Source organism: Hyphomonas sp. UBA4494 (assembly GCF_002388935.1).
GTDB lineage: Bacteria > Pseudomonadota > Alphaproteobacteria > Caulobacterales > Hyphomonadaceae > Hyphomonas.
Genome location: NZ_DGNK01000003.1, coordinates 104,971 through 126,524, shown reverse-complemented (window position 1 = coordinate 126,524; position 21,554 = coordinate 104,971). Strand labels below are relative to the sequence as shown.

17 protein-coding genes are annotated in these 21,554 nt (G+C 54.9%); 8 read left to right on the top strand and 9 right to left on the bottom strand.

What is annotated here, in order from left to right; genetic code table 11:
- Window positions 1-2 precede the first annotated feature (2 nt).
- The 8 genes from B2P82_RS01335 to B2P82_RS01300 all read right to left on the bottom strand — a co-directional run bounded on the left by B2P82_RS01335 (window position 3) and on the right by B2P82_RS01300 (window position 12,353).
- On the bottom strand, window positions 3-986 hold the full coding sequence (locus B2P82_RS01335) for an NADPH:quinone reductase (protein ID WP_290478654.1): 984 nt from the start codon (window positions 984-986) through the stop codon (window positions 3-5).
- 92 nt (window positions 987-1,078) lie between these two features.
- Window positions 1,079-2,965 carry an AMP-binding protein gene (locus tag B2P82_RS01330; RefSeq protein ID WP_349679714.1) on the bottom strand — a complete coding sequence of 629 codons (1,887 nt, stop codon included), beginning with the start codon at window positions 2,963-2,965 and terminating at the stop codon, window positions 1,079-1,081.
- Window positions 2,966-3,140: 175 nt separating this feature from the next.
- Window positions 3,141-4,556 (bottom strand): outer membrane lipoprotein-sorting protein, encoded by a 1,416-nt coding sequence (locus B2P82_RS01325; protein WP_290494600.1) that lies wholly within the window; start codon window positions 4,554-4,556, stop codon window positions 3,141-3,143.
- Window positions 4,557-4,608: 52 nt separating this feature from the next.
- Window positions 4,609-6,531: a hypothetical protein gene (locus B2P82_RS01320; protein WP_034815864.1), complete on the bottom strand. Its 1,923-nt coding sequence runs from the start codon at window positions 6,529-6,531 to the stop codon at window positions 4,609-4,611.
- Between the two features lie 59 nt (window positions 6,532-6,590).
- Window positions 6,591-8,918, bottom strand: coding sequence for an efflux RND transporter permease subunit (locus tag B2P82_RS01315; RefSeq protein ID WP_290494597.1), 2,328 nt, complete (start codon window positions 8,916-8,918; stop codon window positions 6,591-6,593).
- A 46-nt stretch (window positions 8,919-8,964) separates the two neighbouring features.
- Window positions 8,965-10,056, bottom strand: coding sequence for a WD40/YVTN/BNR-like repeat-containing protein (locus B2P82_RS01310; protein WP_156947914.1), 1,092 nt, complete (start codon window positions 10,054-10,056; stop codon window positions 8,965-8,967).
- 72 nt (window positions 10,057-10,128) lie between these two features.
- The gene (gene hcaB, locus B2P82_RS01305) at window positions 10,129-10,911 is read right to left on the bottom strand and encodes a 3-(cis-5,6-dihydroxycyclohexa-1,3-dien-1-yl)propanoate dehydrogenase (RefSeq protein ID WP_290494593.1); all 783 of its coding nucleotides are present in this window, start codon (window positions 10,909-10,911) and stop codon (window positions 10,129-10,131) included.
- Between the two features lie 698 nt (window positions 10,912-11,609).
- Window positions 11,610-12,353 carry an IclR family transcriptional regulator gene (locus tag B2P82_RS01300; protein ID WP_290494591.1) on the bottom strand — a complete coding sequence of 248 codons (744 nt, stop codon included), beginning with the start codon at window positions 12,351-12,353 and terminating at the stop codon, window positions 11,610-11,612.
- A gap of 128 nt (window positions 12,354-12,481) precedes the next feature.
- Here B2P82_RS01300 and B2P82_RS01295 point away from each other — a divergent pair, with 128 nt between their 5' ends.
- The 4 genes from B2P82_RS01295 (at window position 12,482) to B2P82_RS01280 (ending at window position 16,393) form a co-directional block, all read left to right on the top strand.
- Entirely contained in the window at window positions 12,482-13,270 is a 789-nt protein-coding gene (locus tag B2P82_RS01295; RefSeq protein WP_290494589.1) for a 2-keto-4-pentenoate hydratase, read from the top strand.
- 12 nt (window positions 13,271-13,282) lie between these two features.
- Entirely contained in the window at window positions 13,283-14,230 is a 948-nt protein-coding gene (locus tag B2P82_RS01290) for an acetaldehyde dehydrogenase (acetylating) (protein WP_290494587.1), read from the top strand.
- Window positions 14,230-15,267: a 4-hydroxy-2-oxovalerate aldolase gene (dmpG, locus tag B2P82_RS01285; protein WP_290494585.1), complete on the top strand. Its 1,038-nt coding sequence runs from the start codon at window positions 14,230-14,232 to the stop codon at window positions 15,265-15,267. The genes B2P82_RS01290 and dmpG overlap by 1 nt, the downstream gene beginning before the upstream one ends.
- Window positions 15,268-15,574: 307 nt before the next feature.
- Window positions 15,575-16,393 (top strand): DNA -binding domain-containing protein, encoded by an 819-nt coding sequence (locus B2P82_RS01280; protein ID WP_290494583.1) that lies wholly within the window; start codon window positions 15,575-15,577, stop codon window positions 16,391-16,393.
- Between the two features lie 330 nt (window positions 16,394-16,723).
- Here the strand turns inward: B2P82_RS01280 and B2P82_RS01275 are convergent, their stop codons facing one another.
- On the bottom strand, window positions 16,724-17,158 hold the full coding sequence (locus B2P82_RS01275) for a GNAT family acetyltransferase (protein ID WP_290494581.1): 435 nt from the start codon (window positions 17,156-17,158) through the stop codon (window positions 16,724-16,726).
- Between the two features lie 288 nt (window positions 17,159-17,446).
- On the opposite strand from B2P82_RS01275, the gene B2P82_RS01270 reads away from it, so the two are divergent.
- The 4 genes from B2P82_RS01270 (at window position 17,447) to B2P82_RS01255 (ending at window position 21,328) form a co-directional block, all read left to right on the top strand.
- Complete coding sequence (locus B2P82_RS01270; protein WP_290494579.1) at window positions 17,447-18,013, top strand: antirestriction protein ArdA; 567 nt, start codon at window positions 17,447-17,449, stop codon at window positions 18,011-18,013.
- 2 nt (window positions 18,014-18,015) lie between these two features.
- Complete coding sequence (locus tag B2P82_RS01265) at window positions 18,016-18,534, top strand: hypothetical protein (RefSeq protein WP_290494577.1); 519 nt, start codon at window positions 18,016-18,018, stop codon at window positions 18,532-18,534.
- A complete protein-coding gene (locus B2P82_RS01260) occupies window positions 18,531-20,549 on the top strand; it encodes a ParB/RepB/Spo0J family partition protein (RefSeq protein WP_290494575.1) in 2,019 nt (672 codons plus the stop codon). Before B2P82_RS01265 ends, B2P82_RS01260 begins: the two co-directional genes overlap by 4 nt.
- Window positions 20,550-21,004: 455 nt before the next feature.
- Window positions 21,005-21,328, top strand: coding sequence for a DUF736 domain-containing protein (locus B2P82_RS01255; RefSeq protein WP_290494573.1), 324 nt, complete (start codon window positions 21,005-21,007; stop codon window positions 21,326-21,328).
- The last annotated feature ends 226 nt before the right edge of the window (window positions 21,329-21,554 follow it).

The window sequence follows — 21,554 nt, the reverse complement described above, 5'->3', positions numbered from 1 at the left end:
AACTATTCAATTCTCAAAACGACATTGCCCGGCAACGCTCCGCTCTCAACCAGTTCATGGGCTTCCACGAGATTTGCAAAGCTCACTTTTTTTGCAATATTATGCAGGACGTTCTTGTCCTTAAGCATGTCTTGGAGCACCAACAGGGCTCTTTGCCTATCTGGCCTGGATAATTTGTACACGATGAAAAAGCGATAACAGATATTGCGCCCGATTGACGGCGAGAAAGGTAAAGCGATTTCTTTTTGACTGCTGCCATAGATGACGGCCAGCCCCCCCTCTTTCATAACCGCCACGTCTATTTGAATGTTGGCAGCCAAGTCTACTTCGATAATCCGGTCGACGCCCCGATGGTCCGTAACCTTGTTGATTTCTTCGACCAGCGTGTCTGTTTTGTAGTTGAATACAAAATCTGCTCCTGCGCGCCTCGCTAGGGCCGCCTTCTCCTCACTGCTGACTGTCGCAATGACAATTCTGGCACCACAAAATTTTGCCGCCTGAATCGCGTAATGGCCAACCGCACCTGCGCCACCCGCGACGAGGACAATCTGCCCCCGAACTCCTCCGTCAGTTGCGACGGCATGACAGGCGGTCATTGCAGGAATGCCGAGACATGCACCGTTCTCAAGCGCCAGCCCGTCCGGCATATGCTCGACCTGCTCAGAAGGCAGCACAACGAACTCAGCGGCAGTTCCATTGCTTCTGTTCCATGCGGCATTCCAGACCCAAACCGCATCGCCCGGCTGAAAATCGTCAACGCCATCACCAATCATATCAACCAGTCCGGCTCCGTCGCTATGAGGAATGCGTGGAAATGGAATTGTGGAGGGGATGTGCCCACTGCGGGTTTTGACATCAGAAGGGTTCACACCCGACCATTTTAACCGCACCCGAACTTCGCCGGCCCCAGGCGCCGGCATCACCATCTCCCGCAGCGTCAATACGTCCGCAGCTGGCCCTGTATTCTGGTAGATATAAGCTTTCATGTTTTCCCTTTCTGGCGTCAATTCCAGATTCAAAAATTACTCATCTGTGGGCCGCCAAGACATTTGCCATTGTGGTGAGGCCGGATACGCGCCTACCGAGCAATGGCTGAAGTGATATCATTCAATACCTGCGGGTCATCGATCGTCGCCGGAACTACATAGTCTTGCGACTCCGCAATGCTCTTGATCGTTCTCCGTAGAATCTTTCCCGACCTTGTTTTTGGAAGTTGATCGACAACGATGACGCGCTTGAAGGCAGTTACCGGACCAATTTCGGTTCTCACCAAGTTTACGATTTCTCTCGTAATTTCTTCCTCTGCACGCGTGACCCCATCGTTCAAAACGATGAGCCCAATTGGTAATTCTCCCTTCAAAGAATCTGCAACTCCAATAACGGCGCACTCCGCGACATCTGGATGCGCCGCCACCACTTCCTCGATTGCACCAGTGGACAGGCGATGACCCGCAACATTAATAATGTCGTCAACGCGGCTCATGACGAAGATGTAGCCCTTATCGTCTATATATCCGGCATCCCCGGTCTTGTAGTATCCGGGGTATTCCTCAAAGTATGATTTTAGAAATGACTCATCGTCATCCCACAGTGACAGCAAACACCCCGGCGGAAGCGGCAGCTTTATGACAATAGCTCCGTGCCCACCTTGCGGCATTTCAGAACCGCTCTCATCCACAATGCGAACATCAAATCCAGGCATAGGAACTGTGCTAGAACCATATTCTGTTGGCAGCTGTTCTATTCCCAACGGATTGGCTGCGATCGGCCACCCTGTTTCAGTCTGCCACCAGTGATCTACGACTGGCACATCAAGGAGACGCTCTGCCCACTGGATCGTGTCAGGATCTGCTCGTTCACCCGCAAGAAACAGCTGTCTGAAACCGGAATGATCGTAACCGGAAAGTAATGAGCCTGCTGGGTCGACTTTCTTGATCGCCCTGAACGCCGTGGGTGCCGTGAAGAGCGTATTAACCCGGTGCCGCTCAATCACCCTCCAAAAGGTTGCAGCGTCTGGTGTTCCCACCGGCTTTCCTTCAAACAGTATCGTCGCACTGGCGTTAAGAAGCGGACCATACACAATATACGAATGACCGACGACCCATCCTACATCCGATGCGGCCCAGAACACCTCTCCCGGTTTGACATTGTATACATATGCCATCGACCATTTGAGAGCGACCGCATACCCCCCGTGATCCCTGACGATACCCTTCGGCTTTCCAGTCGTCCCCGATGTATGCAGAATGTATAGCGGGTCGGTAGACGCCACGCTCACACATTCGGCTCTCTCGCCAGCCGTTCTTGCGGTTTCAACCAGGGCGGCCCAGTCGAAGTCCCGCTCATGCTCAAGCTCGCACGACCTGCTAGAACGCTGGAAAATGATTGAACACTCAGGTTTGTGCGGGCTGAGCCTGATCGCCTCATCAAGGAGAGGCTTGTACTCAACGATACGACCAGGCTCGAGCCCGCAGGACGCTGACAACACAATTCTTGGCGTCGCGTCCTCGATTCGAGTGGCAAGCTCTCTAGCTGCGAACCCCCCGAATACGACCACATGGACTGCTCCGATGCGCGCCGTCGCAAGCATCGCAATCACAGCCTCGGGAACCATTGGCATGTAAATCAAGACCCGATCGCCGGCATTCACCCCACGCTCTTTTAGCACGGCCGCAAGTATACCAACCTCATCGAGTAGTTCAGAATAAGTATACTTCCGCACCGCTCCCGTCATTGCGCTATCGTAAATCAGCGCCAGATCATCTCCACGGCCATCGCGCACATGGCGGTCCAAAGCATTCCAGCATATGTTACATTCGGCGCCGACAAACCAACGGGTCGCATGATCTTTCGATTCTCTGAGTACGTCGTAAGGTCTATACCACTCAACGGCATGAGACGCTGCCTCCCAAAACTCATCAGGTGCCGATTCCCATTTCTGGTATGTCGTTCTATAACTTCCCATAAGAATGTCTTCCAATACTGCCGGGTCCACCTTGCCGCCACTATGTTCTTTACAACCGCACAACCAGTTTCCGGCCTGTGACCAAGACGGAATAGTTCCAATTTTCTTCGGTGTGAATCGTAGCTCGGCAGCACGTGCGGGTTGGCAATCTTGATGAATGCCAACCCGAGAGTGACTAGCGTTTGTCTCTCAATTTATCGACGTCGAACAAAGAATTGTCCATCTGATCAACTTTCTCCCAATCCGACGACATGCTGAGCATCGTGTGCCGTTGTGAAATCAAGTTTGGAATAATCACTGAACGCCACATTGCGCGTCCCGTTGTGGGCTGCCACCAGCGTGAATCGTCCCAAGTCCGCCATAGGTTACCCCGACGATCGTACATTTCCATCCACTGGGTATAGTAGAGTTCCTTATCTACCCAAATGCGTTTTTTGGAGTACTGGTAGCTGTTGGTGAGATCATCGATATCATAAACCCATACCGGCCTCAGCTCCATGTCAACAATTCCCGTCAGAGCGCAATGCGCCTCATCCGGACGATAAGGATCGTATGCTGCACCAACCTCCGGTGCGGCTAATACGAAGCCCTCTTTAACCATGGTGTACTTGAATTTGCGTTTATCAGTTTTGGTCCACTGACTACGCCATTCGTCCCAAGTGAGCTCCAGAGACGGAGCAATTGGATCTTGGCCATTGGTACCAGTAAGAGTGCGAGTACGACGGAGCGTAGGGATGAAAATCTTGAAGTTGTCATCTTTGTCAGCATCCGCGTACCGAAGTCGGACACCGGCTAATCCTCGCACATCCCTAGGCGAAGTTAGTAGCAAAGAACCCGCTTCGGTGACACCTTCATATCCCGGAACATTACCGAGCGGAGTTTTACCAACTCTACCCGCCATCTTGCGCCACCAAATATTGCCTGTGTAAGAGCGTTCGACCTTATTGCTGGAGCTACAGCCGGTCATCAGTACCGGGTTGAACCAGAGATCTTCTGTTCCCACGCCGTGCGCATTGAACAACCAGTTTAGTTCATCACCATTTTTTGGTGTCAGGAAAGGCAATCCGCTCTTTGTGAGAACGCCATTCTTTCCGTCCCTGTCTACCAACTCGCCCTTTTCATTAATCGTGAAGGGATCTTTGCCCAGCTTCTTGGTCGCATCTAGCAGAGCTTTCTGCATATAATAATGGTTCGTGGGAACAATGCGGATACCCTTGACACCCATCCACTCACTATTGAGCCGATCAATCCAGAACTTTGGAAGATAGTCTGACAACCAAGGCATTGACGCCAGGTTGTCTTTCGTGATGATTAACCCTGGTTTTAGCTCGCCCGGAATATCGGCGTCCTCTATGAGGCTCGAGGCCGTGTAACCTCTGAAATCCTTCCACTCTTTCTCAAGTTTTCGGGTCTCATCATTGTCAAGCATATCAGCCCAGGCTTTGTGTTCGGGCAAGCCCGTCTCCTTGGCAAACGCCTTCCAGCGCTCGATATAATCTTCTTGTGCATTCGCTACGGGCGTTGCAGCAGTCGCAACTGCCATAAGCGCCGTCGCTCCGATCAGAAAGCTTTTCAAGCTTAACCGTTTCATTTTCTTCTCCATCATCAAGAACCAGACATCTTTGCGTTATCGTTATGTTTCTCTAGAATTGGTAGGTCAGAGAAAACTCAACGTAGTCCGATTTGTTATAGAGCCCCAAAAGGCCCTGCTCATCCTTCCCGCTAAAGTAGCCCACTTCAATTCTGGGCTTCCAATTTCCTCCTCCTACGGAGAAATCTATTCTCTGCCTTATCGCAACGCCACCTTTATCCATGTCCCAGATCGCCAAGCCATCCAGAGTCACTTTGTCGTTTAAGAAACCCTTCGTGTACGTCTGAGTTATGAATTCCTGGTTCTCTTCAACATTTGTAAGCGCGTAAGGCGCCTGAAACAGGAGCCCATCAGCATCTTCGGTATGGATCTCGAAAAACTGAGTTGTCATAAAAATCGAACTGCGCTGCGATTCCCACCCCGGCACCCAGAAATTATAATCAAATCCGACCAGGACAGACAGCTGATCTCGTCTCGCGATTGTGTCGTCACGGGTAGTGATGAGAGCTGGTGTGCCGACGGTCATCCGCCCGGGCACAAAGGGGTTCTGAATCACCCCCTTGTTGAAGGGTTTGTCAAACTCGTATGCGGCCTCCAAACGCAGTACCGGAGAGACATCCTTTCGACCGAATCGGAGCTCCGTCATATCGCGTGTGAATGAAAAACCGACGGTCTTTTGCCGAAGTGTGTAATCGAGGTCAAAATCTGCAGTAATAGAACACGGCACCCCTCCAGCCGCCGGATCCAGAATATCAAGGCAGCCGAACGGAATTAGGGGAAAGTCCCCCGGCGCCGCAGTCCCAGCTGCGAGAGACTGGATGAAGTCAACGTACTGACCAGGCGCATTCATCGCACCTATAGTGGTTGGGAGATCAATGGGCACATTGACAACGCCCGCTGCATTTGGATCTCCGATAAATGTGCCAATATGAACTGTTGCGCCGGTGTTGACGACTATCGGCAGATCCTGAAAACCGTAAAATCCATTAATTGTCCCCTGCCCGCCAAGGACATCGAATTTTAGCCGCATGCCGACCTCGGAATCTTCCCAGTCGTCTGTTTCCTTGTCCGACAGCCTTGCTCCCAACAAGGGCATGCCGAAACCCGACTGACCTTCCACCAACCTCGGGAAAGGCAGACCGAAGGGGCCTCCGGACGTACTGGAATTCGGCGTGGGATTATTCACGATGAATTCGGAATGGCGCACCACCGGAGTATAGATCACTTCCAGTGATGGATCCTTCAGTCCTAACCCCTCGAAAGGAGCAGCCAACCCAAGCTGGTCGATATCCAATGATAGGGCTGCACTCCACTGAGGTATCCGCAAGTCCTCGGTGTCTGTAAATATACTCCTTTGGCGGAGATCCTGTGGATTCAGAATATCGAGAAGCCGCAAGCCATCTGCTTGCCCCCACCCTCGCTGAAACTTTCCAATCTTCAGCGACGCGCGTCCCTCTGAGTCAGCTAACGCTATCGACAGCTCTCTAATCACGTCCTGCTCGAAATCATCGAGTATGCGATTTTCTTCACCGCTATTACCAAACGGTTCAGGCAGCGTGAGCGCCCCATCCTGCGAGAGTAAAAAATCAAAGCGATCTAGAAACGGAGGGCCTTTAGTAAAGTCTTGCGTGCCAGGCCCGGTTGAATCTCCATCATCAAGATCATAGTACCAATCGCCGCGCAGCCAAAAATCGGAAACGACCGTCACGTTGCTATTGGGAGTCCACTCAGCCTGAAGCTGCGCTACAAACTGGGAAGGCCCCACTCCAGTTCCACCACCATACCGGTCAAAATAGACGCCCGTCCCTTGCGTCAGACGTCCGCCCACCCAGACATTGTCGGGCAGGTTCAGCGCTTCAGCCAATGACTCGGCATTCGCTGCTAGCGGCATCATAAGGACTGTGGAAAATGCTGTAGCCCCGAGCAGGCATAGCTTTTGCGACTTAGTTTTAGTTTTTTTATTCTTGGTGTTCATCTTTCTCTCCCTCACTTTCTATTTTTTCCGATGCGCAGCCAGGCTCTATCGCCCTCAATCTAACCAACCATCGCCCTGACTATTTTCTTCTGTGTGCTAAACGGAAATCCCCGCGGCTTCAGCAAGCCGATTGCTGCAGGCACAACAGTGAGCGCCCCCACCATGTTGAACATCAAGATGATCGCCAACAGAACGCCCATCTCGGCTTGGAACCTGATCGGAGACAGGAAGTACCACGGCAATAGCGGCAGTATCATCGTCAGTGCCGTAACTATCACGGCAATACCAGACGTGTTGAACGCCCGGCCCGTCGCCTTCGCGAATTCATGGCCGTGCCTCATTTCGTCGCGTATCCGGTCTGCCATGTAGATGCTGTAATCAACACCACGGCCCAAACCCAACGCAGCAAGCGGGAGCGTATTCAAGTTCATCCCCACGTCCATAAGCGTCATGACACTCATGGTGATAAAGTGAGATGTCGTCAGTACAAGTATGATCACGACTGCAACTGCGGGTGATCGATATAGCCAGAGCAGGTTAACTGCGATAACGATGATAATGGCAATAAGGAGCACATTTTCTTTATGCTCGATCTCGTCGTTGCTCGCCTTAATTATACCGATCTGTCCGCCGGCGAACCTCACACGCGGCTCCCCATCTGAAAACTGATAGGTGTTTAGAAATTCTTGGCCCGCCGCCATCAACGCATTCACGGTGTCAGCACTATGCTCCCCCGTATAAATTGAGAGCTTACCGATGCTCCATTCCGGGTTCGTATAGGCGGCAAAGTCTCCTGGCTCACCGCCAGACCGGAACATGTAAATGTTAAATCCTATTTCTTCTTCTGTATCAGGAATTGTTTGGTATGAAGGGTCCCCTTCCCACAAAACCATGTTGATATTTTTTACAATCGGAACAAGGCTCTGTGCGCGAGTTGCCGGAAGAACTCGTTCGTAAATATAGCGATCAAATGCTTCGATCTGATGATACACACGCGGATCTAGCATGATCTCTCCATCACCGGAGAAATAGGCCTGCATTACATCCGTACCGACACGGTCAAAGCTTGAGTTGATTTTTTTGACATCTTTGTTGTATTGGGAATCTTTCCACAGGATCGGGCTCCCTTCTGCGTCACCTATTTTTAGCCCCTGCGAAATGAAAATGCCCGCAATCAACGCAGCGACAAAAGCCGGGAGGAATACATATCTGGACGTTTTCAGCCCAAATATTTTGGCTAGTGCGGCTTGACCCGGTAAGGTGGTGCGGAATTTTGTCGGCTTCCGAAGGACCGCCATGAACGCCGCAGCAACAATAATTCCCGGGGTCAGCGTTAGAAGCCAAAACGTGCAAATGAAGGCAAGCGACTGTATGCTTGGGATAGTCACCAGAGCCAGAACCGTAAATCCAGCTGCATCGGTAATCACAGCCGCAGTGCTCGGGAACAGAAGGCGCTCAAGGCCTTCTTTTACTGCATCACGCATGGTGGCACTATTTTCGATTTCATCGAAAACGCGCGAAACGAATTGAACTGAATGGGATAAGACAGTGGCGAAGACGAAAAACGGCAGCAGGAGCAACAGGGGATCAAGATTGTAACCGACCAAGCCAATGACGCCAAAGCCCCAAATCGTGACAGCGAAGGCCACGAGCATTGGAACAGCAACGCCAACCCAGGATCTGAAATAGAAAAGTAGGACGGCAGCGATAGCCAGCACAGACGCCGCAAAAACCAACAGCATCTGAGGCAGATATTTCTTAACCGTACCCAGAAGTACGGGTCTGCCAACGACTGATATTTTTACATCTTTCGTCGAGAATTCTGATTTTAGATTGTCAATAAAGGCGACGAACTCCCGAGAATCCACCTCCTCTGAAAGCTCGGCAGAAATAAGCATTGAATGCTCATCCAGTGAAACCAATGAGCCGAGAAACTGCCCCCTGACGATTTGTTTGAAATGCTCCATATCAGACTCAGAGCGGGGCACTTCCGGCCACATAAGAGGACTGACCAGAATTTGCCCCTCCCCGCCGGCCACCGATCTCGTCTTCCGGAGATTGGCCGCCTCAAACAGAGGGCGGATATTGTTATCGTGAAAATAGAACTCGTCTGATACTTCCCGATACGTTTCAAGAAAGTCCGAATTGTAGATGTCGCCTGCTTTATTTTCGACTTCGACAAGGACATTATTGACTCCACCAAACTGACTCCGGAACTCCTTATAGAGTTCGACATTCGAATGGTTTGCAGGCAGCATATCTTCGAGAACGACCTTCAACGAGACACCTGTCACGCCGAAATAAGCCGCCCCCGATGTGACCAGAAAAGCGATTGCCAGAATGATTCTGGGAAATCTTATGACGAAATTCGAAATATAACTTACCACTGAATTTGAGCCTTTGATTGAATTTGCAACAAGCGAACTACTCCTGTTACCACCGCACTAACGGCTCCGGATCTGAGACATCGAATTCGGTTTTTAGTACGGCACCGTTCGCCCCAACGACAATATACCATCCGTGTTCAGATGTTTTTGAGATTCCTCCGTACCAAAGGAATCCTGGCTTACTCTCCAGGGGCAGCAATTCCGATACAGGCAATCCAGCTTTTACACGTACCACCCCGCCCTGGCCTACGATCACTCCGTCACCATCTTGGTCTAATGTTAGATCGAACAAATGCGCATCTGTCCCCGAGGACAAAGCTGTGATCGTCGGGACACGGTCCTCTAAGCGTTCCGAGCCCTCTTCAACGTCACTGTCCGAACCAAATCGAACCATTGTAAGCTTGCCGCCAAGCCCAGATATTAGCGCCTCCGAACGCCATGCATCTACCGCTGTGAATGTGACCGAGGCATCGGGCGCGTCCAGCACCTCCCAGCTCAATCCATCATCGATTGACGACGCTATCAGGCCGAACTCCCCAACCAAAACCAACCGCCCGTCCTCGAGACGTGTAATGCCATTCAATCTCGGTAGATCACGCCCCTGATATCCGGATAACGCCTGAGTTTGCCACGTTTTACCGCCATCGGACGTGTGAAGCACTGTAGCCTCATGTCCGACGACCCAAGCTGTCTGGGCGTCGAGACAGTAGACATCTCGCAAGTTAATGCCCGGCTCAACATGCACAACTTCCCAATGCGCTCCCCCGTCTTCAGACCTCAGGATCTTGCCTCTACTCGTGACAGCAATGCCGACGGCCTCGTCCACAAAGTCGATTCGCCTAATTAAGTCCGTAAACGGCAAGGGCTCGCGCTTCCAGTGCCCTCCTCCATCCTCGGTCTTCAGTAGTGTCCCGTAGTATCCCCCCGCCCAGCCCACAGAATCAGAGACAAAATCGACGGCAAATAAATTATCAGGAACAAACCGTACACGTCCGTCAGTTGGCATCTCTATATTTGACCGAGGGCTTATGTCGGGGGGCGATAAAACGGCCTGCTCTGCCAGCGCCCCAGGTTGGGAGAAGTAAAGCACCCCAGCAGCAGCGGCAGCATGAGCGAATTTGGAGACCGGCAGGTTCATAGATTTGATCCAAAAGACCGCCAGCACCGCTGGCACAATTTCGACTTAGTTGGTGAACGCGTTCAGGCTGGGTCAGCCCACGCCAATACCGCCATCGGACAAGATGGTTGTGCCTGTGACGTATCGAGCCGACACCGGACAGGCAAGCAACGCATATAGCGCTACATGGTCTTCAGGCTTTGCGGCAAATCCGAGCGGTGTCATGCCCTCGATAAGTTTGTCGATCTCTGGAATCTCAGCCATCTGGGACTTTGCGTGCTCGGATGAGGGCGATCCGGAAAGATTGGTAATCGTACCTCCAGGAGCTACGCCATTAACCCTAACGTCTGGCGCGACTTCCTTCGCAAGCTGCTTGATGAGTCCAATCACAGCGTGTTTCGATGCCACATATAGCGGACCACCTCCGCCCGTAAAAAAGCTCGAGCTAGAGGCCGTGAAAATTATCGACCCTTTAGACTGGCGAAGCGCAGGAAGACACGCGTACGCTCCGAGCGCGTACCCCTTTACATTCACACTAAAAATATCATCGCAGACTCTTTCGAGCTTTTCTTCATCCTGCGCTTCCAGAGGCGTAATAAAATCCCATATCCCTGCATTGCCGATAAAGGTGTTCAGTCCACCGAATCTCTCCACGGCAAGGGCCGCAGCGCGCTGATTGTCTGCCAGACTGCGCACATCCCCAATTACTGTTTCAACTTCAGCCCCGAACTCACCCCGCAACGAACTCGCCTGTTCGTCATTGACGCACAGGACACATAATCTGGCACCCTCCTCGACAAAATGATGGACCACCGCCCGGCCGATTCCCGTGGCTCCGCCCGTAATCAAAACGGAACTGCCGCTTAGTTTTGGCATAATTAAGTACCTCCCTAACAACCTTACTTGAAGTGCAAGATTTTGTTCTTTTTTTGAGGAAAAATGATTTTTTTGGTTGTGTCAATATTTATTTACGAACAGCGCTAGCTCAAATTCCGCAGCAAGGATCGAAATTTGCATGTGGCCAAAGGCAACTGTGCTATCGATGCCGCTGTTAATTTCGCCATACGGAACAGACGCCAGCGCAACTTAGTGCATCTGACTCCCGGATTGGACAGTTCCCTACGCCCCGGATGTCGACAAACTATTTCCCGACTCCGAGATTTTACTCCGTGCACTAACGTATTACTCTCGGCTTTTCTGGAACACTCCGAACGCAGTCCATGTTCCCACATGTCCTATTGTTCGCGCATGGCCGCTTTCGAGAATATTCTCGACGCATAAATATCATGGGTAGGCCTACAGAATTCCAATCCTGTTCACCCGAGCGCGCAGATTTCATAAAGTTTCACAATGTGGGAGCGATGCCACTCATTCGTATCCGGCCAGGTTGACGCGCAACCGGATAGCGGCTCAACCCAAATGTGTCGTGTCAGGTTGAACTTCACTGCCATTCAAGGTCAGGGAACGCTCAAGAGATACGACAACCAGTCTGTTTCCTCCGGCGGAGCTAGGTCTCCGCCAAACTCTGGGAGCCTAAGCGGCTCCCATTTTTTTGACCTCTCATCTCCACATGATCAGGCGCCGGCCCCTAAGGTGGAAGAGATTGACTGCGCTACCCCGTTGAGCTGAATCAGGCGATCACGCTGTTCTTTAGGACTCGCCCACCTCTGGCTAGATGAACTAGAAATTGCGCCCACGACCATTCCCCGCGAACTGAAGACTGGCACAGCGATGCAATAAAGTGCGTTATGAACCTCGCCATCGTCAACGCCGAATCCCCTAATGCGCGTGCGATGTAGTTCTCGTTCGATTTCGGCTGGGTCCGTGATCGTTTTATCCGTGAGCTTTGGAAAGGGCCCGCTGGTTATATACGCCTGTCGCTCGTCGACCGTCATGTGCGAGAGCAACACCTTGCCGATAGCAGAACAGTACGCCTCCAGCTGCCCTTTCTCGCGCGTGAACACCTCCTCTCCTTCAAATACCGCCTTCGCGAGGTAGGTAACCATGTCGTTCTCCAGAATGCCAAAGTGGGTCGTGGTTTCCAACGCGACACTTAGTTGGTCCAAAATGGGTCGTACTATTTCCGACAGCACAGCATGTGGTGTGAACCCCTCCAGCTTCTTCAAAAAAACAGGGTTGGGCAAATATCGTCCACGCTTGGATCGGCAGATGAGCCCGGCCGAATGGAGGGCATTCAGATGCCTGTACAGAGTCGATTCCGGCACTCCGAGCTGGACACTCATTGCGTCTGATTCGAATACACCGTCTTGCTCAACAAGCGCTCCGAACAAGGCCATCGCCTTGTCGAAGGAAGACATGGATCGTGTCACACGGATCTCCATTTATCACATTGTGATAGTAGTTGGCCTGCCTCGGATTGCAGTGTCAAGTACATCGCGTAGTTTGCGATCTACATTCCAAGTCACTTACGGACGCGAACCAGACCATGATCTCCAGAGATGAAATTCAGAAGGCTGCAGATGCACTGTTCGACGCACACACGGGACAAACCTACTGCGCGCCAGTGCGTGATCTCATTGGTCTTGATCCGCAAGCCGGATACGAGGTCCAGGCGATCAACACAGCCCGGTGGGTGTCCGCAGGACGACGAGTTGTTGGCAGGAAAATTGGCCTGACGTCAGCGGCAGTCCAAAATCAACTTGGCGTAGACCAGCCCGATTTTGGCGTCCTCTACGCGGATATGGAATATTGCGACGGTGATGAAATTCCGTTGTCAGCAACTCAACAACCCAAGGCCGAGGCTGAAATAGCCGTTATACTCGGCAGGGACATCAACGCGCAGGATACAACACCAAGCGAACTTATCCGAGCCATAGACCACGTCGTGCCTGCCATCGAAATTGTGGGCAGTCGTATCAAGGACTGGGATATCCGCATTTCGGATACGATCGCGGATAACGCCTCATCCGGCCTATATGTCCTGGGCGGGCCTGTTCGTGCACTGCATGGGCTTGATCTCGTCAATGCCGGCATGGTGATGAAATGCAATGGACGCCCGGTTTCATATGGCGCCGGCATCGCGTGCCTTGGAAACCCGCTAAACGCCGCCCTCTGGCTCGCACGAAAATGCGCAGAGCTCGGAGCACCCCTCAAGGCCGGCGACGTCGTTCTGACAGGTGCTCTTGGCCCGATGGCCTCAATGGGGCCTGGTGATCTGTTTGAAGCGGATATCGAAGGTATTGGGTCGGTTCGCCTCGCAATTGCGGCGAAATAGGAGACATAGGAAATGACAACTCTCAAGAAGACCAAGGTTGCGATCATCGGATCCGGAAATATCGGAACTGACCTCATGATCAAGGTCATGCGCAAGTCGAAGGGTCTCGAAATGGGCGCGATGGTCGGGATCGATCCCGACTCGGACGGCCTTGCCCGGGCGAAGCGCATGGGTATCGCGACCACGCATGAAGGAATTGACGGTCTCGTTAAGCTCGACGTGTGGCCCGAAATCGGAATTGTCTTTGATGCGACATCTGCTGGCGCACACAAGCGGCACAATGAAGTCGTCACATCCGCTGGCAAGGTGATGATCGACCTCACGCCTGCGGCGATCGGGCCGTATGTCATACCCGTCGTCAATGGTGACGCGCATCTGGATGCGTCAAATGTCAACATGGTCACTTGCGGCGGGCAGGCGACGATCCCAATCGTGGCAGCGGTAGCATCCGTCGCGACAGTCCACTATGCGGAGATCGTCGCTTCCATCGCCTCCAAGTCAGCCGGGCCGGGAACGCGGGCCAACATTGATGAATTCACCGAGACAACCGCAAAGGGTATAGAAGAGGTTGGAGGAGCCCGGAAAGGCAAAGCCATAATCGTCCTGAACCCGGCAGAGCCTCCGATGATTATGCGCGATACGGTATTCACCCTCTCTAGTGGCGCGGATGAGCCTGCAATTGAGGCCTCAATTGAAGCAATGGTTGCAAAGGTCAACGCCTATGTGCCCGGCTATCGGATGAAGCAAAAGGTTCAGTTCGAACGGTTCGGCTCGAACAACCCGGTCAAGATTCCGGGCCTGGGCACGTTCGAAGGCATCAAGACCAGCGTCTTCCTGGAAGTCGAGGGTGCTGCCCACTACTTGCCTGCATACGCGGGAAATCTCGACATCATGACTTCAGCTGGCATTGCGACCGCTGAGAAGATCGCCGCGCGGCGGCTAGCCAAGGAGACTGCCTGATGGCGTTCGATCCCAAATCCGACAATCTTTACATTCAGGACGTCACTCTGCGCGACGGGATGCATGCAATCCGACACCAATACGGTATCGAGCACGTCAGCAAGATTGCCGCCGCCCTTGACCAGGCCGGGGTCGACGCAATCGAGATTGCACATGGAGACGGCCTGAATGGCTCAAGCTTCAATTATGGTTTTGGTGCCTACACAGACTGGGAGTGGATTGAAGCCGTCGCGGATTCAGTGAAAACGGCGAAACTGACCACGCTCCTCCTTCCGGGGATCGGAACGATTGAGGAGCTGAAGCATGCCTATAAGCTTGGCGTCCGGTCTGTCAGGATCGCCACACACTGCACGGAAGCCGACGTATCGAAACAGCATATCGGTGTTGCCAGAGATCTGGGTATGGACACGGTTGGCTTTCTTATGATGTCCCACATGGTCGAACCTGAGAAATTGGCTGAACAAGCCGCCATGATGGAAAGCTATGGTGCCGAATGTATCTATGTCACCGACAGTGGCGGCGCGCTCGACATGGATGGATACATCGCCCGGCTTCAAGCCTATGACAAAGTCCTGAAGCCGGAAACTGAACGGGGTATCCACGCCCACCACAATCTGTCCTTGGGCGTCGCCAATTCCATTGTCGGCGTTCAACATGGCGCAAGACGCGTGGATGCTTCGCTGGCCGGCATGGGTGCCGGGGCCGGAAACGCACCGCTTGAAGTGTTTATCGCTGCCGCCGAGCGAAAGGGATGGAAGCATGGATGCGATCTTTTCGCGCTCATGGATGCCGCCGAGGAACTTGTTCGCCCACTCCAGGACCGCCCCGTCCGCGTTGATCGCGAAACGCTCTCGCTAGGCTATGCCGGGGTCTACTCGTCCTTCCTCAGGCATTCAGAGAAGGCAGCGCAAGATTATGGGATCGATACACGTGAAATCCTGGTTGAACTAGGACGTAGGCGTATGGTTGGTGGTCAGGAAGATATGATCGTCGACGTAGCCTTGGACATATTGAAAGAACAACAATCCACCCAATAACTTGCGACGTGAGAGGCCAATTCTTATAGACCGTAGTCTCGCATCGCGATCACGATGCGAGACTACAATCATATATCTGATATCAATCTCTCAATGCAGCATGTTGTAATGGTGGCTGCGGGCTTCAATCTGTCTGGACGAACGACGCAGTCAGAACACTGCTCAATCAGCTTATGTTTGTACAGTGCTTTTAGTTAAGTGAGCGCACATTTTCACGGCCTTTTGGCCTAAGCGAGCAACCTTAAACTTCCATGATAGATTGAAATTGGCACATGACCTGCATTCCCCTGACGCGGGAGGCTGATCCATGCTTGTTCACACGATAGAAGACCTGAACGATACGCTTGTTAGGTATGATTACACCGCCAATCTCTCACGCGGGAACTGGGCCTGGGAGTTCGCCCGGCGTAACTCTTCGCTGAGAGCCGCCGCCTATTCTGCGCAACCTATACTCGAAACAAGATCGGCGTGTTGTGACATCCAGCTTCTCCGGATTCGCGAACAGGACCACCAAGCCGAGAACTGGGGCCTCCTCTTTTTTCCGAACCCGGATCAATCGGCACTGACCACGCATGTCTTCTGGTCCGACAAGACGTATCCCCGAAAGGTCGCTGTTCACGTGCGTGAACGCGAACCAGGCGAGATCGATGAAATCTTCGAAAAGAGCACACGCCTCTGCAAGATTATCCATCTTGTGGACGCTTTTGAGCACGAGCACATCCTTGTCAAAGGCAAGAAGTGCTCGATTCAGGTCAGGTGCAGTGGCAAGTCGCTGTTATCCCTGGAGCCTGTGAAAATGGAATTCTCGATCTCGGGTTTCAGTACTCTGCAGGATCACGTGAATACGCTGAACCGTGCCCAGAAGGTCTACGGCGACGACGATACATCACCCCCGGTCTGGTCCCGCAAGGGCCTCGGGTATCGCAACGCGCTTGTCGCGCTGGATGCGCAGGAGGCAGGCCTCAGCTATCGGGAAACAGCGATGATCTTCTACGGTGAAAAGCGCGTCTCGGAAGAATGGGCTGGACCGTCCTCTGCCATGAAGTCCGAAATGGCCCGCCTGCTCGCCAAGGGCCAGCGGCTGCGCGATGGCGGTTATTGCTCCCTCCTGGAAGAGAACCTCTGAGCTCACCCTGATACATCGAAGAGCGTGTACGAAGTCATCCAGTCAAACGCCCGATATCGATGAGCGGCTTACGACTTCATAGTGTGTTGTGAGCTTCTCAATGCACCTGTAAGCATCGCCCTCCCCCCGCCCGCTGACGCGGGGCTGTCCGGGCGGCTGGAGCCCACAAAATCCGGAAAGGCATTCGACCAGGCCCGGCTCGTCTCCGGTCACGCGTCCTCCCGTCCGGGAGGTCACGCGCTGCGGGGGCTCGCCGGCTGGGGGCCGCGTTGCATGCTTCCCACTGGCCTTGCGGCCAGAGGGGTCATGGACGCGTGGTCTCTCGAACCCTCAGTCGGCCTCAGGCGATGGCGTGAGCCATTTGCCGAGCACGGTGACGTCTTGGCGTTCGTATCCCAGGGCGCCATAGAAGGCGGTCGCATTCTGGTTCTCACCGCGCACCATGAGCTGGACCTTGGGCGCGCCGCGGACCGTGAGCCAAAGCTCGGCCTCGACCATCATTTCGCGTCCATGGCCGCGGCTCTGACGGTCCGGGGTGACCGCCAGATAGTAGAGCCAACCGCGATGGCCGTCATGGCCAACCATGATGCTGGCGACGACCACGTCATCCACCGTGCCGACGAGGATTGTCGCATCGCGTGATGTGACTGCCCGGTCCAGATCGGCATTCGGGTCGTTCCACGGCCGGGTCAGCGCGCACGTCTCCCAGAGCGCAATCAGCGCCGCGCGGTCAGCTTCCCGGAACTCTCGTATATGCAAGGCCATAGGCACGATATCTGGAGGGATTCGTGTTCACGGCGCCAGCCTGCCTGTTTGGCACTTGCAGGCTTGAGCAAGCTTTCCCAGCAGCCGTGAGGGGGCGGACGGCGCGTCTGCCCGGGCGCGGCCCGCGCACAAGGCGCCGGTGACCTGGAGCCGTCTGGTACCATCGCAATCTCCTACCTTTCCGCCTTGCCCCCGGCCCTCATACGCCCGGGCGCCCGCACCTCTCGTCCGCCCCCTCCCGTCTGCCGGGAAAGGCACGCGGGCGAGGATCAATTTTGCGAGGCTGACATGACCCCTTCACACGAGACTCCCGCTCCCCTTGGAACAGCGACCGGACCGGATTTGCGGGACAGACCCCGCGTCTATGTCGCCTGCCTTGCCGCCTATAATAACGGACGGCTGCATGGGGCTTGGATCAATGCCACCGAGCCGGACGAGATCATGGAACACGTCCGCGCCATGCTGGCGGCGTCGCCGGAGCCGGATGCCGAGGAATGGGCGATCCATGATCATGAAGGGTTCGCAGGCGCTAGCTTGTCAGAATACGCCTCGTTCGAGACCGTGTGTGCGCTGGCGGCGTTCATTGACGAACATGGCGCGCTTGGCGCCAAACTCTACCGCGAATTCGGCGACGACCTTGAGCAGGCGCGCGCAGCGTTCGAGGATTATGCGGGCGAATATCGCAGCGCCGCAGACTTTGTCGAGGAACTGACGCGCGACAGCGGGACGGAGATTCCGGCCTCGCTCGATTATTATATCGACTGGCAGGCGCTTGCCCGTGACATGGCCATGAATGGCGAGATCATGGTGTTCCAGACGGGCTTTGATGAAGTCCACATTTTCTGGAGCCGCTAGTCATGGGGTTCCGAGAGAGATTAGACCGCTATGTCTGCGAAGGCGACAGCATCGCCTGTGAGGTTGACGGCTTTCGCGTCATCGCGCGGATTGTCCGGGACGACTGTCCCGACGCACCGGATGAGCGCCAGGACGGATTCTGGCCATCGCTCTATATCAATGATCCGGGCTTCATCGGACCGGGGAATAATTTCCGGGAACGTCTGGCAAAAGCACAAGCCGAGGCCGAAGCCGTCATGGACGCGTGGCGCAAGGATGAATGGTTCTATTGCGGGATCGTGCTCGCCATTGAATGCGAAGACGTCGAACTGGAGGGTGAGGCAGATCAGGAAAAGGTCCAGTGGACCTTTTCCCTGCCGAACGCCGCCAGCCTCTGGGGCCTTGAGGCCAACTATCCGGGGTCTGACAACGCCTATCTGAACGAGGTCGCGGATGAGTTGCTCCCCGAAGCCTTGGAGGCAGGCCGAGCCGCACTGAAACGGCTGTTGTCCTCTGCGCCATCACAGGCGGCGCGAGCATGAACGCGCTGGACCAAATTCTGGGGCCACGCCCGCGCCTGACCCTCGTCGTCGAGGATTCCCGCATCGTCGAAATCTGGGTCGACGGTCGCGCGCCGCTGATTGGCCTCAAAGACTATGACTGGGGCGCGTCCGACCGGGACGCGATGCGCGACGCAGAAGGCGTCCCCTTCACTCCGATCAACTGGAAAGGCCCGGCTTGGGCGCTTGGCCTTTCGCTTTACCCGCCAGAACAGGAGGACAATTCCATGGCACAGCCCGCACTGAAAACGATCCCCATCGAGCAACTCCATATCAGCAAACTCAACATGCGACATGGGCGAAAAGCCCCAGATGTCTCCGACATCCTACCGTCGATCCGGGAGAAAGGTATCCGCCAGACGCTACTGGTCCGCCCGGAAGGTGATGGCTATGGCGTCATCGCCGGACGGCGGCGCTTCCATGCCTTGCAGGTCCTTGCCGCTGAGACCGGCAAGCCGATCGCCGTTCCGTGCGCGATCATGGAAGCGGATGATGACGCCGCAGCAGTCGAAGCGTCCCTCATTGAGAATGTCGCCCGCGTGCCCGCGACCGAGATGGAGCAATACAATGCGTTTGGAAAGCTGGCCCAGACTGGCCGGACGGTGGACGAGATTGCCGGGCACTTCGGGGTCACGGAGTTGAAAGTCCGGCGCAGCCTTGCGCTCGCCAATCTATCCGGCCCGATCCGCGCGCTTTATGCCAAAGACGAGATCGACCCGGAGACGATCCGCGCGCTCACGCTCGCCACAAAGGACCAGCAGGCCGAGTGGCTAGCCCTGTTCAGGAGCGAGACGGAACGCGCGCCCATGGGCCGCGCCTGCAAGGCATGGATCACGGGCGGAGCCATCATCACGACGGACAAGGCGCTGTTTGATCTGGCGACCTATGACGGCCGGATCACGACTGACCTGTTCGGAGAGACAGGCGTGTTTGCCGATGCCGACGCGTTCTGGAAAGCCCAATCGGCAGCGCTCGCAGCCAAGGTCGAGACCTGTATAGAGGCCGGTTGGCGCAACGTGGAGGTTCTCGAACGCGGGATGTATTTTGCCAGCTGGGAGCATGTGAAACGCGCCCGCACCAAGGGCGGCAGCGTCATTGTCGAAGTCCGCCATGATGGCACCGTGACCTTCCATGAGGGCTACATTACGCAGGCCGAAGCCCGAAAATTGGAGAAGCGCGCAAGGCCGGGCGGCGATGCGGAGGCGACCGAGACCAAGCCTGAAATGTCCGGGCCACTGGCACAGTATATCGGCTTGCACCGCCATGGCGCAGCCCGCGCGACATTGCTTTCCCACCCAGGAATCGCCCTCCGGCTGACGGTGGCTCATGCTATTGTCGGGTCCGCCCTGTGGACTGTGAGGCGGCACGAATTCCTTGCCCGAAAGGAAGACATTCAGGCCAGCGTGGATGGCTCCCGTGCCACCGCCGAGATGAACGCTGCCGGGGACCATGTGCACCGCTTGTTTGAAGCCCACGGGCTCGCATCCCTGCGCGCAAATGGCGACGCCTATCACCTTAGCGAAGTCTTTGCAGCATTGCTCGGAATGGATGATACAGAAACCCTCAACGTACTTGCCTTTGTGATGGCTGACACGATGGAAGCGGGTGGTCCGATTGTGGAAGCCGTTGCCGTCGCCACCGAAACCGATATGGTCGCCTACTGGAAACCGGAACCTGTCTTCCTTGATCTCGTCCGCGACAAGCGCGCCATCAATGCCATGGTGGCCGACATCGCGTCTCCATCGACGGCGAAAGCATCGCTCACGGACACGGGCAAGGCCCAGAAGGAACTGATCTGGAACCGGATCATTGGCGAAGGGTGTGAGGCCAGTCCCGACTGGCGTCCGGGATGGATGCAGGTCCCGCCAACACGCATTGTGACAAATGCGGGATCGCAGCCAGCAGATGCATGGGCACGGATCGCCTGCCTGTTTACGTCAGACGAGGACGACGTTTCTCCCGAAAACCAGCCTGTCGCAGAGCAAGAGGTCGCCTGAGAGATTGCGGTCTTTATGTCCGTGGAAGCAGAAGCCGTCCGGCAGTATGTCGGGCGGCTTTTCCACATGCTTTTACCAGACGACTACGCACCCGCGCGGTTCAGATCAAACCAGATGCGCCTCCAAAAAATCACCGGTCTGTGGGTTTCTTGTGGCCTCCGAATGCGATTGCCAAAGCGGTCTGTTCCGCTTCTCCGCTTGCCTCGGAAAAACACCCTGTTCCCGTCTGTTGCCGTGTGACCTGGACGACACGAAACGGTCCTGAAACCGGACATTCCCACGAATTTCCCCGCCGCTGGGCGGCTCCTCGCGAGACAAATTCGTGCGCCTGTCCGGTGCTCCGCTCTGCTGCGCCCTTGCAGGTTCAGACCCGCTCCGCGCCGTCCGGGCGGTCCGGCGTCGACGGGGACACGGTGTCCTTCGAAGACAGCCACGGAAACGAAAAGGAGACCCCCATGGCAAACGCACTCGGATATGTCAGCGAAACCAAAACCGGCTTCGAAGGCGCCCTCGCAATGATGAACCTCTCAGCCGCCATCCGCATCGAAAAGAACGCGGAAAAAGCCGAAGATGCCCAGCCGGACTACCGCATCTTCGCCGGTGAAACCGCGACTGAAATCGGCGGCGGCTGGATGCGCAAGGCAAAGTCCTCGGGACGCGAATATGTCTCGCTGACCCTCGCAGATCCGCAGATCGGCCCGCGCCGTATCTACGCGAACCTCGCACCGGTCAAGGGTAAGAAAGGCCGCCACGTGATCCTTTGGAACCCCAGGGACTAAGGCCCCGCTGAGATCACCAGACTGGCCGCTCCGGAGAGATCTCCGGAGCGGCTTTGCCTATGCGCCCGTCGCTTCAAGGTCTGTTGGCGCTCACGCCTGTAGGAAGCGATGCGCTGTACGCATGGTTAAGCAGGGTTTCGCAGATGATCGGCATATCTTCGCGACTCCCGATTAGGATCATCCCTTGTTTTCCTGACGCCGGGAGCCGTCCGCGAAGGCCCGGACC

Coding starts and splice junctions, on each gene's coding strand:
- B2P82_RS01335 (WP_290478654.1), bottom strand. CDS start 986: ATGAAAGCTTATATCTACCAGAATACAGGGCCAGCTGCGGACGTATTG.
- B2P82_RS01330 (WP_349679714.1), bottom strand. CDS start 2,965: ATGGGAAGTTATAGAACGACATACCAGAAATGGGAATCGGCACCTGAT.
- B2P82_RS01325 (WP_290494600.1), bottom strand. CDS start 4,556: ATGAAACGGTTAAGCTTGAAAAGCTTTCTGATCGGAGCGACGGCGCTT.
- B2P82_RS01320 (WP_034815864.1), bottom strand. CDS start 6,531: ATGAACACCAAGAATAAAAAAACTAAAACTAAGTCGCAAAAGCTATGC.
- B2P82_RS01310 (WP_156947914.1), bottom strand. CDS start 10,056: ATGAACCTGCCGGTCTCCAAATTCGCTCATGCTGCCGCTGCTGCTGGG.
- hcaB (WP_290494593.1), bottom strand. CDS start 10,911: ATGCCAAAACTAAGCGGCAGTTCCGTTTTGATTACGGGCGGAGCCACG.
- B2P82_RS01300 (WP_290494591.1), bottom strand. CDS start 12,353: ATGTCTTCCTTCGACAAGGCGATGGCCTTGTTCGGAGCGCTTGTTGAG.
- B2P82_RS01295 (WP_290494589.1), top strand. CDS start 12,482: ATGATCTCCAGAGATGAAATTCAGAAGGCTGCAGATGCACTGTTCGAC.
- B2P82_RS01290 (WP_290494587.1), top strand. CDS start 13,283: ATGACAACTCTCAAGAAGACCAAGGTTGCGATCATCGGATCCGGAAAT.
- dmpG (WP_290494585.1), top strand. CDS start 14,230: ATGGCGTTCGATCCCAAATCCGACAATCTTTACATTCAGGACGTCACT.
- B2P82_RS01280 (WP_290494583.1), top strand. CDS start 15,575: ATGCTTGTTCACACGATAGAAGACCTGAACGATACGCTTGTTAGGTAT.
- B2P82_RS01275 (WP_290494581.1), bottom strand. CDS start 17,158: ATGGCCTTGCATATACGAGAGTTCCGGGAAGCTGACCGCGCGGCGCTG.
- B2P82_RS01270 (WP_290494579.1), top strand. CDS start 17,447: ATGACCCCTTCACACGAGACTCCCGCTCCCCTTGGAACAGCGACCGGA.
- B2P82_RS01265 (WP_290494577.1), top strand. CDS start 18,016: ATGGGGTTCCGAGAGAGATTAGACCGCTATGTCTGCGAAGGCGACAGC.
- B2P82_RS01260 (WP_290494575.1), top strand. CDS start 18,531: ATGAACGCGCTGGACCAAATTCTGGGGCCACGCCCGCGCCTGACCCTC.
- B2P82_RS01255 (WP_290494573.1), top strand. CDS start 21,005: ATGGCAAACGCACTCGGATATGTCAGCGAAACCAAAACCGGCTTCGAA.